The sequence below is a fragment of the Vibrio splendidus 12E03 genome (assembly GCF_000272105.2).
Lineage (GTDB): Bacteria > Pseudomonadota > Gammaproteobacteria > Enterobacterales > Vibrionaceae > Vibrio > Vibrio splendidus_I.
Genome location: NZ_AJZD02000310.1, coordinates 13,377 through 29,415, shown reverse-complemented (window position 1 = coordinate 29,415; position 16,039 = coordinate 13,377). Strand labels below are relative to the sequence as shown.

Annotated in this window: 18 protein-coding genes and 1 pseudogene; 4 read left to right on the top strand and 15 right to left on the bottom strand. The window is 45.8% G+C overall.

Translation table 11 applies throughout. The annotated features are described in order from the left end of the window. From A142_RS19670 to A142_RS19640, 7 genes are all read right to left on the bottom strand, one after another. Window positions 1-397, bottom strand: a 397-nt coding sequence (locus tag A142_RS19670; RefSeq protein ID WP_032545394.1) for a hypothetical protein, incomplete at its 3' end; no start/stop codon positions are given. Between the two features lie 10 nt (window positions 398-407). Beyond that, window positions 408-776 (bottom strand): hypothetical protein, encoded by a 369-nt coding sequence (locus tag A142_RS19665; RefSeq protein ID WP_133154287.1) that lies wholly within the window; start codon window positions 774-776, stop codon window positions 408-410. Continuing rightward, on the bottom strand, window positions 776-1,015 hold the full coding sequence (locus A142_RS19660) for a hypothetical protein (RefSeq protein ID WP_102333115.1): 240 nt from the start codon (window positions 1,013-1,015) through the stop codon (window positions 776-778). The genes A142_RS19665 and A142_RS19660 overlap by 1 nt, the downstream gene beginning before the upstream one ends. Window positions 1,016-1,093: 78 nt before the next feature. Beyond that, a complete protein-coding gene (locus A142_RS25590; RefSeq protein ID WP_277815632.1) occupies window positions 1,094-1,225 on the bottom strand; it encodes a hypothetical protein in 132 nt (43 codons plus the stop codon). A gap of 92 nt (window positions 1,226-1,317) precedes the next feature. Beyond that, entirely contained in the window at window positions 1,318-3,441 is a 2,124-nt protein-coding gene (locus A142_RS19650; RefSeq protein ID WP_019821571.1) for a DNA topoisomerase III, read from the bottom strand. Window positions 3,442-3,536: 95 nt separating this feature from the next. Beyond that, window positions 3,537-3,770, bottom strand: a complete 234-nt coding sequence (locus A142_RS19645) for a hypothetical protein (protein WP_019821570.1) — start codon at window positions 3,768-3,770, stop codon at window positions 3,537-3,539. Between the two features lie 14 nt (window positions 3,771-3,784). Further along, window positions 3,785-4,222 (bottom strand): single-stranded DNA-binding protein, encoded by a 438-nt coding sequence (locus A142_RS19640; protein WP_019821569.1) that lies wholly within the window; start codon window positions 4,220-4,222, stop codon window positions 3,785-3,787. A 792-nt stretch (window positions 4,223-5,014) separates the two neighbouring features. On the opposite strand from A142_RS19640, the gene A142_RS19630 reads away from it, so the two are divergent. Both A142_RS19630 and A142_RS19625 read left to right on the top strand, forming a co-directional pair. Further along, window positions 5,015-5,302, top strand: a complete 288-nt coding sequence (locus A142_RS19630; protein WP_017110290.1) for a hypothetical protein — start codon at window positions 5,015-5,017, stop codon at window positions 5,300-5,302. Next, window positions 5,265-6,185 (top strand): tyrosine-type recombinase/integrase, encoded by a 921-nt coding sequence (locus tag A142_RS19625; RefSeq protein ID WP_019821568.1) that lies wholly within the window; start codon window positions 5,265-5,267, stop codon window positions 6,183-6,185. The genes A142_RS19630 and A142_RS19625 overlap by 38 nt, the downstream gene beginning before the upstream one ends. A gap of 71 nt (window positions 6,186-6,256) precedes the next feature. Here A142_RS19625 and A142_RS24540 read toward each other — a convergent pair whose 3' ends face one another. Both A142_RS24540 and A142_RS19620 read right to left on the bottom strand, forming a co-directional pair. Further along, window positions 6,257-6,415 (bottom strand): Hok/Gef family protein, encoded by a 159-nt coding sequence (locus A142_RS24540; RefSeq protein ID WP_017110292.1) that lies wholly within the window; start codon window positions 6,413-6,415, stop codon window positions 6,257-6,259. A 214-nt stretch (window positions 6,416-6,629) separates the two neighbouring features. Next, window positions 6,630-7,565, bottom strand: coding sequence for a DNA-binding protein (locus A142_RS19620; RefSeq protein ID WP_019821567.1), 936 nt, complete (start codon window positions 7,563-7,565; stop codon window positions 6,630-6,632). A 1,006-nt stretch (window positions 7,566-8,571) separates the two neighbouring features. Here A142_RS19620 and A142_RS19615 point away from each other — a divergent pair. Both A142_RS19615 and A142_RS19610 read left to right on the top strand, forming a co-directional pair. Continuing rightward, entirely contained in the window at window positions 8,572-9,714 is a 1,143-nt protein-coding gene (locus tag A142_RS19615; RefSeq protein ID WP_019821566.1) for a GIY-YIG nuclease family protein, read from the top strand. Window positions 9,715-10,167: 453 nt separating this feature from the next. After that, window positions 10,168-10,464 (top strand): annotated as a pseudogene (locus A142_RS19610) (HU family DNA-binding protein); the annotation flags it as partial. A gap of 96 nt (window positions 10,465-10,560) precedes the next feature. Here A142_RS19610 and aqpZ read toward each other — a convergent pair. The 6 genes from aqpZ to A142_RS19580 all read right to left on the bottom strand — a co-directional run bounded on the left by aqpZ (window position 10,561) and on the right by A142_RS19580 (window position 16,036). Continuing rightward, on the bottom strand, window positions 10,561-11,247 hold the full coding sequence (aqpZ, locus tag A142_RS19605; RefSeq protein ID WP_019821564.1) for an aquaporin Z: 687 nt from the start codon (window positions 11,245-11,247) through the stop codon (window positions 10,561-10,563). A 199-nt stretch (window positions 11,248-11,446) separates the two neighbouring features. After that, on the bottom strand, window positions 11,447-12,568 hold the full coding sequence (locus A142_RS19600) for an AI-2E family transporter (RefSeq protein WP_019821563.1): 1,122 nt from the start codon (window positions 12,566-12,568) through the stop codon (window positions 11,447-11,449). Beyond that, window positions 12,561-13,247, bottom strand: coding sequence for a potassium channel family protein (locus A142_RS19595; RefSeq protein WP_019821562.1), 687 nt, complete (start codon window positions 13,245-13,247; stop codon window positions 12,561-12,563). Before A142_RS19595 ends, A142_RS19600 begins: the two co-directional genes overlap by 8 nt. Before the next feature lie 18 nt (window positions 13,248-13,265). After that, window positions 13,266-14,153 carry an HlyD family secretion protein gene (locus A142_RS19590; protein WP_019821561.1) on the bottom strand — a complete coding sequence of 296 codons (888 nt, stop codon included), beginning with the start codon at window positions 14,151-14,153 and terminating at the stop codon, window positions 13,266-13,268. Window positions 14,154-14,165: 12 nt separating this feature from the next. Next, window positions 14,166-14,369, bottom strand: coding sequence for a DUF1656 domain-containing protein (locus A142_RS19585; RefSeq protein ID WP_019821560.1), 204 nt, complete (start codon window positions 14,367-14,369; stop codon window positions 14,166-14,168). Then, the gene (locus A142_RS19580; RefSeq protein WP_019821559.1) at window positions 14,369-16,036 is read right to left on the bottom strand and encodes a TolC family protein; all 1,668 of its coding nucleotides are present in this window, start codon (window positions 16,034-16,036) and stop codon (window positions 14,369-14,371) included. The genes A142_RS19585 and A142_RS19580 overlap by 1 nt, the downstream gene beginning before the upstream one ends. Window positions 16,037-16,039 lie beyond the last annotated feature (3 nt).

Below are 16,039 nucleotides of genomic sequence, written 5' to 3'. Positions count from 1 at the left end.
GCCCCACGAGATACCAACCTTCTTCTTTATGCTTCTTCATCCATTGAACCAAGTCTCTGATTTCATCATGCTTCAACAGGCTCAAGTCCTGGATATAGTCATTGTTCAAGTCGGTTCCTATATACCGAGGATTACTCAAGGATAAGTAACCCTCTCCTTTGTAAGGGAGAACACTGGTATGAACCACATCAATTCCATAATCAAAATACGCATAGGGTATATGCGCGAGCAGGTAGCGAGACGCTTCAACAGATAACGTGAACTGGCTTTGCTCTAGTCTCTCTTCAATGTCGAAGTTAGGCGAAATAGCTCCTACCGCTATCAGCGTTTTTTTAGATTGGTACTCATGATGACTTTCTGAGCAATAATGCAATCGAATGGGAATGTCACATCTCATGTCAGTTCTCCTAGAGTGGTTCAACCGAAGAAAGCACAAGAGAAGCGTTTAACTTACGCAGCAGCAACTCAATAAAGCCTTGAACATCGGCACTGTCCCAGAGATCAACCGTAATGTGGTTCACTCGGCAGGAATCCTGCAAATCAAACCCTGTAGGTATGTTAGGCTGACACCCCATATTGATCGTAATTTCGAACGAATCCGCACTCAAAACATGAAGGGGTTCGCACGCTCGATAACAATAATGCGCCACTGTTTTTCCTGACCAGACAGGCTCCAGCGCCTCCACGAGTTCATCAAAGCTACCCTTGTATTGTGAATGAAGCCGAAGCGCTTCCGAGCCACTGTAATGATCATCAAATAACGATTCGTATCTCATCATTTTACTCCCCCATCTCTACCGTAAGTTTTCATCATAACGTCATGCGCGACTTTCAATTTTTTCACACCGTTATAGATATTGCGGCGCGAAACGCCGGTGATGAACTCCGCCAACTCGTAAGTGTGGCCATGAATAATGCGAAGGCGCACCGCCTTTCGAGTATTGTTAGGGAAGTCCCGCTCTGAATACATCGACAACAACGCATCCAGGTGCCTTTCTGTGAGAAATTGCCTCATATCCCTCTCACCCATTAAGCGCTTAAAGCTGAATATTTGTGTCGTCTAGCCGACTCATTATTCGACGCTTTCTTAGATTCAAACCTCAGAAGAACCAATCCACTGCTCATCGAGGTAAGCATCCCAACCGTCTGGACTCACCGAGAAATAATCGACACACTCCAGCGCATCGTGCGTCCAGCCGCCTTTGGGGGCGTGGTACTGAACCACTTCCACCCCCTCCAGGCTCAAAATACGAAGCAAGGCCAACGTGCGTCCTTCCATCAGGTCGGGCTCAGCCGGTGATAACGAACGGGCGACTATCATGAGCCCATCTCCTTTCCTAATTTGCCTTTGTCATCGAAATGACGCTTCTGGCAACCTTGTTTCCACGCGCTGCAGCTCCAATAGAAACTGCCTTTGTTTTTCCCAGACTTGCGCACCGCCACGCCTTTGCCACACGAACACTTTTGATTTTTGGCGGGTTTTCCGCGCACGCTATCGAGAACAAGCCCGCATAGCTCGCGGTCTTCACACGCCCAAAACGGTTTCTTGGTCGAGCGAAGGCGCATTTTTTTGCCACACAACGGGCAGGGCGCTTCGGGCTCTACGACTTTTGGTAAGGTAATGGTGATGTCACCGGACTTCACCTTACTAACAATGGCCCGCACAAATCCTTCTTGGTTTTGCATAAAGGCATCGAGGCTCATCTCTCGCTTGGCAATGCTTTCGAGCGACTGCTCCCAAATCGCGGTCATCACCGGATTGCTCACTTCGTTCGGCAGCGCCTGAATCAAACCGCGTCCCGCTTCGCTACTTAGGAGCTTTTTCCCTTTCGCTTCCACAAAGCCGCGCTTTTTGAGCGTCTCAATGATGGCCGCCCGCGTCGCTTGCGTGCCAAGTCCGGCCGTCTCTTTCAAAATCGCTTTGAACTGAGCGGGGATATTGTCGCTGCGCGCAATATTGGCCATCGCATCGAGGAGCGTCCCTTCGGTAAACGCAGAAGGCGGCGTGGTTTTCTTACTCACCACATTGACCTTGGAAAACGTCAGTGACTGACCAACCGTGAGAGATGGCAAAGATTGAGATACGCTGTCTTCGCTCTTCCCTTTCCCCTCTTCTTTTTCTTCCTTAGTGACTACCCGCCAGCCTTTGACGCGTTCCACTTTTCCGGACGTTTTAAAACGGTGCCCCCCACACTGCAATTCAATCACGGTGGCGTCATCTTCGGCATGCGGATAGAACTGAGCGACGTAACGCTGCACGATGGCCTGATACACGTGTTTTTCACACTCGGTCAGTCCGGTGAGCGTCGGTACTTTCGCAGTGGGGATAATGGCGTGGTGCGAGCTCTGCGCCACTTTTTTATCGTTCCAACACGCGCTGCTTATTGCCCCGTCCGCGCCCTGGCACATCGATGCAAACTCTGAGGTCTGACTCAGCGATTTCAAGATTTGAGTCACTTCGCCCTGCTGGCTCACCGGCAAGAACGCGCAATCGGTACGCGGATAGGTGGTCAGCTTGTGCTTTTCATACAAGGCTTGCGCCGTATCGAGCACTTGCTGCGCGGTGTAACCGAACTGAGCCGACATGGCCTTCTGCAGAGAGCCCAAGAAAAACAGCGCAGGATGTTTGGCTTTTTGGCGTTTGGTATCAAACACGGCGACAGTCGCCACTTGTCCCTGACAATCCCGAGCCACACGCTCAGCTCCCTCACGAGACAAACAGCGCCCCGATTCATCACCTTGCGCTTCTGGCACTTGCCATTTAGACGAGAATCCCGTGTCACCGACGACGTCATAAAACGGTTTCGAGACAAAGTGAGCGATGGCCAAGTCTCGTTCAACCACCAATCGTAAGGTGGGCGTTTGAACGCGGCCCACCGATAAAGCGCCGCGATAACCGGCTTCCCGTCCCACTAGAGAGCAAAGCCGCGTTAGGTTCATACCCAACAACCAGTCGGCTTGACTGCGGCCAAGCCCCGCCCAATAGAGCGATTCGGTTTCACTGCCGGGTTTCAGATTATCCAGACCTTTGCGAATGCTGGCTTCGTCTAAGGCGCTGAGCCAAAGTCGAGAGACTTGGCCTTGATAGCCCACAAACTCTAAAATCTCACGCGCAATCACTTCCCCTTCACGGTCGGCATCGGTGGCTATCACCACCTCTGTCGCGCTGGCCAATAATTTCTTGATGACATTGAACTGTTTTTTCTTATCGGGTGGCACGACCATTTGCCAGGTCGATGGCACGATAGGGAGCGTGTCATAAGACCAAGCTTTTAATGCGGGGTCATAATGCTCTGGGTCAGCTTGAGACAAAATATGCCCAAATCCCCAGGTCACGACCACCCCTTGGCCGCGCAGCGCCCCCTCGATTTTTTCATGACAACCCAATACCTTGGCAATGTCGCGTCCTTGGGACGGTTTTTCACATAAAAACACACGCATGGTTTACCTCCAACCGACGCACAAATAAGGTGACCGCGTCACATTTAGAGCGCCTTCTTGATAAAGAAAGCACTGACCCAATAACAAGTCACCCATCATGATGTCGTCACCTTGCTGGCGAGTTGTTTCTTCACCCAACCTGGCGTGACCTTACTGAGCGTCATGCCTTCACGGTTGCCAATTAAAGCTTGCTGCACTTGCGAACAAAATGGCTCTTGCGCTTTCACGCCGAGCTCCGCTTGAGCGCGTTGGTCGGCGTCACCACTTCGGCGCGACCGCACTCGAAATCGAAGCGCGGCAATGGCGTTAGATAAATTCACTCCTCTCATCTATCACTCCCTATTTAAAGTTCAGATTGAGAGGCTGGGTTATTATGCGCCCCTGATTGTTGTGGCTTTTTTAATAACACCGCATCCACACGCTGCGCCATGATGGTAATTAACGAAGCCGTTAATGCCATGCCTGACGTCATTTGGCCTGGGTTATTTTTATCTTCCCAAACGTCGATGCGGAGTTCGCCTTCAATACGCACGCGCATGCCTTTTTGTAATAACTTACTTAACGCCTCAGCGTCACGCCCCCAATAACTGATATCTACCCAAAAACCGCCCTTATCTTCATAAGGACGTTCAGGGTCTTGCGTTTTAATTAAACGGTCGTACTTGACGTTAAATTTTAATAACGGTCTAGCTTCACCATTCGAGCGGTCATTCGCCGGTTGCCAGCGCAATTCTGGCGTCATACCAATATTGCCATCAAAAATAAAAAGACCTTTTGCCATCTGTTTTTCTCCTTTGAATAAAGTCACGAGAAACAGTATCAAAAAGGCAATAGAAAAATACTCATTAAAAATACATTGGTGGATGTATTTCTAACGAGTATTTATTTTTTATTTTGTGTTACACTATTTAAAGTTTCGCCCAACAATAATTTATTATTATACTGATTACGTATCAATACACAGAACCGATCGCTTAACGCTTTATTTCTTTTGCCTCACCCCTTTGCTTTCCCTTTCCCCTCCTGCCTCAGACCACAATATATTGTTCCATCAACAAGGTTGTCGCCTTCGCTCCATTTTTCACCTTGTTACTGCCTCATGCGTGTTATTTCTCTTTACTGCCTCATTTATTTACACCTGCCTCAACGTAATACCGAAATCCCCCGATTTTCTCCCCGAGCCCCCTCAGCGCTGATCGCCTTGCTCACCGCTGAGGGGGCCTGTTTGCGCCACATTGAAGCCGTTTAATGGTTTACTGAGGCAAATTCTTACCTTAAGGTTATCTAGAAACCTGTTTTACTTGAGTCTTTATTATGAAACCTAAATATCGCGAAAGTCTTATTAATCAAATGAGGCAGATTCAACGTGATAAGAAAAAGAAAAATTCTAAACTTGAATCATTCAAAAAGGAAATACTCATCTTGAGGCATGTTAATTTAAGTTATAAAAAAATTTCAATTTGGCTTGACAATAAACATAGTACGAAAGCATCCTTGAGCCAGATCCACTATATGACTTCTGTCGCTTGGAAAGATGATCCTTTCCTAAAAGATATTAAATCCATGGCAAACTATGAGTAATCAATTATTTAATGAATTAATCGATAACAATTATCTTGTTATCGATCATGAATATACCCAAATAACAAAACCATCACAAAAAAAAGGATCGCCTTTAGATCGCTATCGTTCTGAACTCTTATTTTTCAGGCGCGAGATGGGCTGCTCTTATCACGATATAGTAAAGTGGCTTGCAATACATAAAAACGTTCACCGCTCTCATACTCAAGTTGCTTTAAGAATTAAACAATGGGAGGCGAAATATGCCAAACAAAAAAAGCTCCCGACGAAAAAAGTTTGAGCGCAAGGCGAGAAATTTTTTCAATTTCCACTATTTTGGGCTAGGTAAAAACAAAAAAGAGGCGAAAGGAAAATTAAGAAGTCAATCCACTCTTTTTCGACATGTGGAGACAGCTGCCTTTATTCAAGAGCGGATGGGCGCATCCATGCTAATAGATATTACGCCACAAATGGCATTGGATTATTTATCATCCCGAGTCGGTAAAGTTTGTAGTAAAATGCTTGCAAATGAGCGGCGTGTACTAGAGCGGATCGTTTATTTACATGAGCCAGAGCGTAGGCTTTATATAGAAGAAAAACTCGATCCTAGAGAGTGGGTAAATCGAGCTTATACTCACGAACAAATTCATCAAATCATGACACATCAAACTCCAGAAAATCAGTTAGCTACCGCGCTTTGTTTTACAGCGGGGCTCAGAGTACAAGAGCTCCTCACCCTCCAACGATTTGACGAAGCTTCAGCGTCAAAAGATCGAAAATGGCGCAGTGATTTGTTTTCGGGTTTGCAAGGCGAGAAATACGTAGTGAAAGGCAAAGGGGGACTATATCGAGCCGTCATGATCCCGCATTGTTTAGCGAAAAAATTAGAGAGGCATCGTCTGAGTGAACCCCGACAAATCAAAGACCGAAAATGTACTATCACTAACCGGTACAACATCACTGGCGGGAAAAAATTTACCGATGCTTTCAGTCAATTGTCTAAGCGAGTTCTAGGCTGGTCACACGGTGCTCATGGGTTAAGATATACTTACGCACAAGATCGGCTTAATCGTTCTATTCCCGATAAAAGTTACGAAGAAAAACTGGAAATCATCAGCCAAGAGCTTGGCCATTTCAGAAAAGAGATCACACCTCACTATCTTCATCGAGGTACGTGTTCGTAGAAATAAGGGCGCTCTTAGACCATGCTTCACAAAACTGAATCAGGAGGGGTTTTACCCCCTCCTGCCCAGCTCTACCTTACTGCTTCGTAGACAACAAATTGAGCCAGAAAACTTGTGCCACCATCCTGGTAGCGAACCTCACAGAGTGAGTCTCGAACTAGCCATAAGCTACACAAGAACGTAAAGCACAGGACAATAAGTCCTGCGAGTGCTGTTTTATTTTTCGGCATATTTTGTTGCCTCCACAGTAAAGAGGCTCTACAATGAGTTTGTGGATCATCACTTAGGCCTCGTTAAATGAAAGTTACTGCGTCAACAGTAACCGGATAACGGGGCTTTTGTTTATCTGCCACAAGCAAACATAAAAGTCAGTCACTCATGGTAAATAAGCCAAGAGCGCCCAAACAAATTCTAACACAAGCCTTTCAAATCAAGAACGTTTGTTTAACTCGCTTCTTCAAGCTTATCGATGTAGCGTTTGTGCTGTTGGTTGATCTCTTCAAGCGACCCTATTTTCTGACTCTGATTTTGTAGTTGGGATTTTGCTTCGCTCAACTCGGATAGCGTCGCTTTGTAATGCGTTTCCATTTCCGTCGCTCTGGATTGCAGCGCCGTATGCTGCGTTTCAAAGTCTGTAACACGCTTCTCTAACGTACTGACCACCGATGTGGATCCTTCTAATTGAGTAGAAAGCTTGGTGACTTGTTGAGAGAGAGATTGGTTCTCGGATTGCAATGTCGAACTTTGTTCTTCAAGCGCCTGCTGTTTTGCTTTAACTTCATTCACGTAATCCTGGTTACTTTCAAGTTTTAACTCCGATTTCGCCAGTTCGGTACGTAACGTCTCATTTGTGCGCGTCGACTCTGTTAACTCTTTTTCTAATTGGGTGATACGCTGACGCAGCTCAGTGACTAAGACGTGTTGTGACTGTTCCAGTTTGCTCATTTCTGCTTCATGAGTGCGCTCGCGCTGAGTGAGTTCACCTTTCAGTTGAGTGATGTCTTTGCCCTGTTGTTCAACCACGGCATTTTGCTTATGCAGTCGGTCTTCCATCTTACTTAGCTCATCAATTGCCGCGTCACGCTGCTCGTTCGCTTCCTCTGCAATGCCTTTATAACGTTGCTCAGCCTCCACACTAAACCGAGAAATTTCCTTCATGAACATTTGCGTGAACTCAGAGCTAAAACCAAGCTTGTCATAAAGTGACTTTTCGTTGGCTTCCAACTCCTTACGCCAATTGGCATAGTATTTATGCACCGTTGATGTGCTCGAAACGTCCGGTAAATAAGTCAATATCACTCGAACACTGACTTTCTCACCTTTGCTGTAAAGGTCATTACAGATTTCGTTAACGCGCTCTTGCATTCTATCGGTCGACATATCGGGGCTCTCAAACTGTTCATGATATGAGCAGTATAATACAAACATAACGAACAAACAATACGAACGAACAGTGTTCGTTCGGTAATAAGATATAAAACGACAAAGGGCATTCATTTGTGCTTCAAATGAATGCCCTTTGTACATCGTAAGTTTACGCCTTACGGCGACGTAGTTACCCCACGAATTAATCATTCAAGCATGATTTAGGCTCGCCAGCGAACACGCTGACTGGTAGTGCTAAAGATAAAGAATCACTCCTTAAGTTAAGTCTTTTGACGCAATGGTCCCCCTCAGAACCTGGGCATCAAGTAAGGTTATGTGCTTGCAACAGGCTGTCGCAAAGTAGAATTTAGCCCTTAGAAATCAGAGCAGTATAATGACGCAGTGGCCATATTGGATTGATGTGAAAATCAAACAGTTGAATGAACAGGCGCAAGGCCTGAGCAGTTAAGTATGCTTTCACTCCTTTCTACTAGAGAAGAAGCCGCGACACGTTTCAGAGAGCCATTTAAGGGGGGGTTAACCCCGTGTGCTTAATACTGTGCAGTCAGTATTCAACTACAACAGTCTTAGTATAACACAAGAAAAACAATGTGATGGGCTGGCTAGACGACTCAAAAAGGCTATTCGGATTTAAGTGTGCGTATGGAAATTTGAACGCTTTCGCTATTCATATTCAGCACAATTGCTAAAACAGATTGGCTTATATGCTCACGCTTTCTCAACTTCTGAATTCTGGCTCTGGTATCTGTGTGATGACTTTAAAGATCCAAGTTTTGTCTTTGTCCTCGATGAGAGTTGGTAGTGCCATATGTGTAATTTCCTGTTTTACATGAAGAAACACACACGCTAACAGTGGATAGTTTAGAAATCAGTGATCTAGGTACTGGTGTTATTAGGTTTGGGGGAAAACACGACCACTAGAAATAAAGTCGAAACTTGCACACTTATTTGAACCCATATAAACTGCAATGAGACTAGGTTCAAAAAAGTATGGTGTTATATGTCTGTATATTTAAGCCTTGGCAAAGAGACACAAGGTAACTTTCATCACATCGACTCGCAAAAGTCAGGAAAAGGCCACTTGGCCTGTCCTTTCTGTCACTGTCCGTTAATCGCTGTGAAAGGCAAAACTAAGGCAGCTCACTTTCGCCACGATGGTGAAACCTGTAAAGAGTCTTTGACTGAGATCCCGCAAATTCCCGCATGGCATCACTTTCACCTCAACTATTCGCTAGAGATCATCGACGCTTTAAAGGACGGCTATCAAGCGGATAGCAAGTCGCCAAACGTATTTCAACACTGGAAGTCTGGATTACATCACTTTACACGTACAGCCCAACAAGAACTGTTTAGCCGTGACGACTGGACAGATAACCTTATCTTTACCGATACCGCGAGAACCATCCTTGGCAGCTTACCGCTATTAGGGTTTAGCCAGTGGATGCGTAACACCTTACAAATGCGCGTTCACACGTTGTGCGAAGCCATTGAACAAGGGACTCGACATCGAGCATGGCTCGAAATAGAGGCACACCGTCAACAAGTCATTCTCAAAGCCTCGCTCTATCTGTTTGAGTACCAACTAGAGGATAACAGCGTTATTCACAAGGTCGGGAGAACATCGATAGAGCCAGAACAACGCTTGAAAGAAACGGTACTCGATCTAAAAAAAGCCACAGGTAAAGCCGTAGTAAAAAGCACTATTTTGTGCAAAGTTACGAATTGTGGTCACGTTGAAAAGTATGTTTTTCATCGTTACAACAATCAGTTAGCTAACATTGGCTCACACACAGAATACCTGGTACTTGATTCCAAATCATTGAAGCGATTGAAAGCAGAATTTACCAAGCTGACTAACAACCTTGAGCCGTTCAACAAAGCGGAACGATTCATTGTTACGGGACGTTGGAAGTATGAAGAAAAACGCCTCGCAGCGTCTAAGCGTGGCATCGAGCTAACCCAACGCGAAAGCGGTAAATTTGGTCGGCCTAAAGGAACTACGGTCAGCACTGACGACTTTCTGGTTAAGCACTCAGATATAGTCACTAGCTTAGAACGTGGGCACTCTATCAACCAAACCGCAGAATTTACAGGTAAAGGACGTTCAACCGTGAAGCGCGTAAAAGCAACCATGAACAAATAAGGGGAAAACGGGGGTAACGCAAGATGCAGTGCAACCAATATACTTAAATCCACTAGATATAGTGGTGGTAAACTTTCGCTTAATCAGTGGTAAGTTTTGCCCAAAAGTTTACCAGTGCACGATGCAACAGGGGAGAACGGGAATTCGTATTAGTTAAGTAAGATTATAATGCCTACCTCCATCATCTTAGTTGCAACACCGCAACTATTGATGGCAAAGTTTGACTTTTACATAACAGGAGGGGATATGGCGGTCTTTAATATCCGTTATTTGGATAAAGAAAGAAATACGCTCAAGTCCGAAACAGTGTACATGCGCTCTTTAGCTGCTGCCAAAGCCAGCGCCACCACACACGCGACTGAAAATACGTCTAAAATAGAAATTAGCGACGTTGTCGATAAGCCCCTCGCCTTTCGTTATGCGACTGGCAAGTGGGATGAAGAAGAAAAACCAACTCTAGAACAAGGAAAAGAGATGAACCGTAAAGAATTAGTGGATCATATCGCAGAAGAAGTCGATATCTCAAAAAAAGAAGCCGATGCCGCACTGAAAGCCATCATCGAAGGCATCACCACGACACTGGCTGATGGTGATGACGTGACTTTGGTTGATTTTGGCACATTCAAAATCACCCACCGTGCAGCGCGTGAAGGCCGCAATCCGAAGACCGGTGAACCCCTTCAAATTACGGCGTCAAAAAGCCCAACATTTAAAGCTGGTAAAAAGTTGAAAGATGTGTTGAATCCATAATGCTTTACACAGCCTCACTGAAATATTGATGATTCAGCAGTTTCACTGTAATTCCTCGCCCGTTATAGGCGAGGATTCACAAAAACATCGCAGCAATTATGATTCTTTCGCCATTAGTTTATAAATAAGAGCCCCAATGATCGCACCTACAATTGGAGCCACCCAGAATAACCAAAGTTGCGACGTTGCCCAATCGCCAACATAAACCGCTACAGCAGTACTACGAGCTGGGTTAACCGATGTATTGGTTACAGGGATACTGATTAAGTGAATAAGCGTTAAACATAGGCCAATTGCAATTGGAGCAAAACCAGCAGGAGCTCGGCTATCTGTCGCACCCATGATCACAATTAAGAACATAGCAGTCAGTACGACTTCTGTAACTAGCGCAGCTGTCATTGTATAACGACCTGGAGAGTGCTCACCAAAGCCATTTGATGCGAAGCCATCGGCTAAATCAAAGCCAGCTTGTCCACTGGCGATAAGATATAAAATACCGCCTGCCGCAATTCCTCCAAGTACTTGAGAAACGATGTATGGAACTAAATCTTTGGCATCAAAACGGCCACCAACCCATAAGCCAACTGATACAGCTGGATTTAAGTGGCAACCAGATATGTGACCAATAGCAAAAGCCATTGTTAATACTGTTAAACCAAACGCCAGTGATACCCCAATAAATCCGATACCTAAATCAGGAAATCCTGCTGCTAGTACCGCGCTACCACACCCCCCCAGTACAAGCCAAAATGTACCGATAAACTCTGCCATATATTTATTCATGATAATTCCTAGATTGTTATGATTTACTTAAAGATAATAAATTCGACCTTTCATCGAAAGATAAAAACGATGTTTATCAGTTTGTAATTTCGCTAAATTAACAAGTGATCAATAACGACATGTATGAAAAGTCACTTAATTTGATGTCCAATATAAGTAGCCCAGATTATGTCCATTAGATACAAGATCTATTCCCGGTTTATCTTTGTTCTGACACCTGTTCAGAATGTTCCTCTATAACTTGCTGTTGTGCTTTTTCAATGTTCAACCACCAAACGAACACTTCGTACCAAATCGCTAGAATAACCGCACCTAAAAACAGACCGACGATACCGTAGAACAACATACCTCCGATAGCTCCGAGGAGAATTACAGGCATTGGTACATCAACACCACGACCCATCAACATTGGTTTGAATAAGTTTTCAGACAGCGCTGCAACCACAACCCAAACGGTAAACATTGTTGCTGTGCTAGTGTCTTGCGTCATGTACATGTAACCAACGACTGGCAGTACTGCTATTAAAGCAGGTAGCTGTGCGATACAAAGAATCATCAGTACTAGTGTTAGTAAGCCCGCAGCCGGAACGCCAAAGATGAAGAAACCCGCACCAATTAATAAAGCCTGAATGGCTGCTACACCAACAACGCCAAGCAACACACTCTTGATGGTCGCTGCAATAAGCGTTGTCCAACTCTTCGCGTTATCACCCGCGGTACGAACCGCGATGGTTTTCAAACCAGATGCCAGAGACTCAGAGTAAGTCATAAAGCCAGCGGCAATTGCTAGAGAGATGATTGATAGTAGCAAGCTACCCAGTGCACCACCGACCATGCCAAGCAGAGAAGTCAGACCTGCCTTAATTTGAGGCATAAAGGTTTGGATTGCTTTTTCTAGGTTAGTTGCAAATAGTGTCCATACTTCGTAAAGCTTGTCGCCGACCAAAGGCCAATCTGCTACCGATGCTTTTGGACTTGGGATCTTAATGTCACCACTTTGCAGTACGTCCAGTGCATGCGTTGCGCCATCGATAATAGAACCCGATACTATGACCGAAGGTGTAACCAATAGCGCGATACCCAGCAAGGCGATAGTCGTTGCAGCGAGGCCACGTTTGCCACCATACACTTTTGCCAGCTTTTTACAGATAGGCATCAGAGCGACAGCAATGATGGCCCCCCAAATCACCGGAAGGATGAAAGGTTTGATGATGTCGTATGTAAACATCAGCAAGATCAAGATCAAGCCGATTCGTATTGCAGATTCCACCATGTTACTGATGAAAAACTTACTTTCGATTTTTACCGATTGTTTATCCATTTTTTTTTACCTGATATTCAATGTTGGAACTGACGAGACTTGAAACAACAATCGCCATATAAAACACGCCTACGATGGCCTCTAGATACACGACGACTTGCGCCAAAGGTGTTAGAGGGCTGATGTCGCCATAACCGAGAGTGGTTAGAGTGACGAAACTGAAATACGCTGCGTTAGAGAAGTTTTGGCCCCATGAGATGGCTTCCATCCCAGTGAATGAATGTGGGGAAAATTCCAGAAGAATGAGGTAAGCAATTGCCCACATCAAACCGAGCAGCAAGAAGAGTGCAACAGATCCAATCACCTTGTTGGTGTTCACATGCCCAGTGAAAAGAATCTGTCTTGCAATCGATTTAAACGTACCAAAGAAGAAGGCGAAGGTTAGGGTGAGCATGACCGCGTCCATCTCTTTGATGCCCAATACTGCTTTGATGGCGATGACCACGACCCACGTACCTAACAAGGTATAAAGGAAGCGTGACCAGTTCTTATCAAAACGCAGACTCACCATACAAATGATGAAAGTCAGAATGGTGAAACCTTGCAGAAGATGCTCCATTGCCCCTTCCCCTACGACTTGTACAAATGCGCCAGCGATCAACAGACCGATGAGCGCTAACGTCAGGTAGAAGAAGTTATTTTCTTCATTGATGTTTTTGAGTTTTTTTCCAATAGCCATGGCTTGCCTGTTTAACTCCTATTCTTGTTCTTGTGATGAGTCCTTCATCACCATGATGGAAGCGGAAAGCCCGAATCTCAGATCAACGCCTTCCGGTAATTCATGCAATGACACTCGAACAGGAATACGTTGCGCTAGGCGAATCCATTGGAATACTGGGTTCACGTTAGGCAGAAGGTTATAGCCCACGGTGCCGTCTTTCGGGGCGATCCCCCAACCGATAGAATCGACGGTTGCATCGATTGGTGTGTCAGAATGTGACATAAGCGTAACGCGCGCATCACTGCCCGGAGCAATTTGCGCTAATTGGCTTTCACGGAAGAAACCAAATACCCAGAAACTGTTTTTATCGATAAGGGCAACCAAAGGTTGGTTCGCAACGGCTTGTGTGCCGTCGCGGATATCAAGGTTAGAAACAAAACCGTCAACCGAGGCATAAATCTTGGTGTAACTCAAATTTAGACGAACAGATTTTAATTGCTCTTCAGCGGATTTGATTTGCAGCAGTGACTCTTCGTAGGTGATCTCGCGGCGGATCAAGTCTTTGTGAGAAACTGCTCCGCGGTCTTTAGCACGAATGTCTTTCAAACGATCGTACTCGATCTTTTTGCCGCGTGAACTGACGATAGACTTTTGTAATGCCACTTCTGCTTGAGAAAGGGCAACTTCGTAAGTCGTAGGGTCGATCTCAAACAACAGATCGCCTTTCTTTACTTCTTGGTTATCTTGCACGGTGACATTGACGATAGGGCCAGAGACTCTAGGCGCCACCTTAATGACATTGGCACGAACTTGGCCATCTCGGGTCCAAGGGTTATTAAAATACTCTTCGAACTTCTGATAGCCGAACCACGCCGCGCCACCAAGAATGACAAGATTGAGTGCAATAACGAGTAGCTTTTTCATTTAGTTGGGCACCTAAAACTGTATATAAAAACTGTCGATGGCCACCACGTAAAACACCATGATGGCAAGGAATGTCAGGGACGGAAACGCAATAAAACGAGACAGACGTGTCTTGTTCAAAATGATCACCGTAATCCAAGTTGCGGTAACCGATAAAAACAGCACTAGCAACAATGGTGAGAAGTACACGTCACCCCAAGAGAGTTCATGTGGCATTATTGAGCCTCCTCTTCTTGTGATGCGTTATTGCTTTCTGCTTGATCTTTCGAGGCTGAGTCCTCGATACGATAAGGCGGCAGCACACGTGCTTCTTCATCCAAGTAGCCGTCCCAATCGCTGCGTTCTTGCATTTGCTTTGCTACACCTTCCGACAAGAAAGGTTTGCCCGTTTGGACCTCCCAGCCACCACCGAGCGCTTTGTATAAAGCGACAACTTGGTTAGCAACATTGCCTTTGATAGTGGCGTAGCTGTCTTCCGCACGCGTCATTTTCTCTACTGAGTTGAGTAGACGTTCAAACGAAATTTGGCCATTCTCATACTGAGTCATCGAGATATTGAATGCACGAATGGAGGAGTTAACCGATTGCAGACGCAATGATTTTTGCTCCAAGTAAAGATCATAAGCCTCGAGCGCATTGGTCACTTCATTGACTGCTTGCAGAACTTTCTTGTTGTAGTTAGTGAGCGTTTCTTGGAACTTCGCATCTTCAAATCGAATGTTATTTTTCACACGGCCGTACTGGAATATGTTCCAACTGAATGTCGGACCTATCACCATGGTGAGCGAGTCACTGAAGCTAAAGCTGCTGCCATCTGGCACTGTGCTATCGATGCCGATAGAGCCAAACAGGGAGAAGCTCGGATAAAGAGCGGTTTCAGCAACTCCGATTTGCGCACTTTGCGCACGTGCTTGCATTTCAGACACTTGTAAGTCAGGACGACGCATCACTAAGTTCGCATCCACTTGGTTGTCAAGCAGAGGAGGACGAGGCACGATTGAACGTTCATCATTACCGGAGAGCGCTGGCTTTCTTCCTGAGGATTTAAATTGGGCTTCGTAATCCGCCATTCGCTGTGCAAAGCCCGCGGATTTCAGTAACCCTTCAACCTCTTCTGGCAAGACACCAAGTAACAACGCTAACGCGGTTCGGGATTGCTTCATCGCAATTTCTAACGAAGGTTGCGCTGCTTTGGTGTTGAAGAGCTGGTTTTTTGCTTGTTGAACGTCGAGCTCCGTAACGTTGCCAGAATCAAACTGGACTTGAGTGATGTTCACCACACGTTCTTGGATCTCGATATTTCGGCGAGAAAGCAGAATACGTTCTTGGAAAGTACGGTAGTTAATGTAGTTGCGAGCCACTTCCGCAGTGATGGTAACCATAATGTCGTGATACGACGCAATCGACGCGTAATAGCCGGCTTCGGCAGACTCAATGCTACGTGCGTATTTGCCCCAAATGTCCATCTCCCAACCCGCATCAAATGACAACGCGGCGTTATTTACACCTTGGTCGTTCACATAAGCTCGTACTAAGTTACCGGAGACGGTTTGTACTTGCGGGTACTGCAAACCAGTCGAGATGCCCAGTAGTGAGCGTGCTTGAACGATGCGCAGACCAGCAGCCTCAAGGTCAAGGTTTTGTTGACTGGCCATCTCAACCAACAGGTTAAGGGTCGGGTCGTTAAATTGCTGCCACCACAGCTGCAATTTTTGCTCTGACTGCTCTGCGTCTTGCGTGGCGGCGGCTTTTTCTACCGACCAATCACTTGGCAAGACGGTCTGCTCTGGGTGGACATAATCAGGACCCAAAGTCGTACACGCACTCAATCCGAGTACAGAGAGTATGGTGAGGCTTGGTTTAGTTAGTTTTAGAAGCATCATATC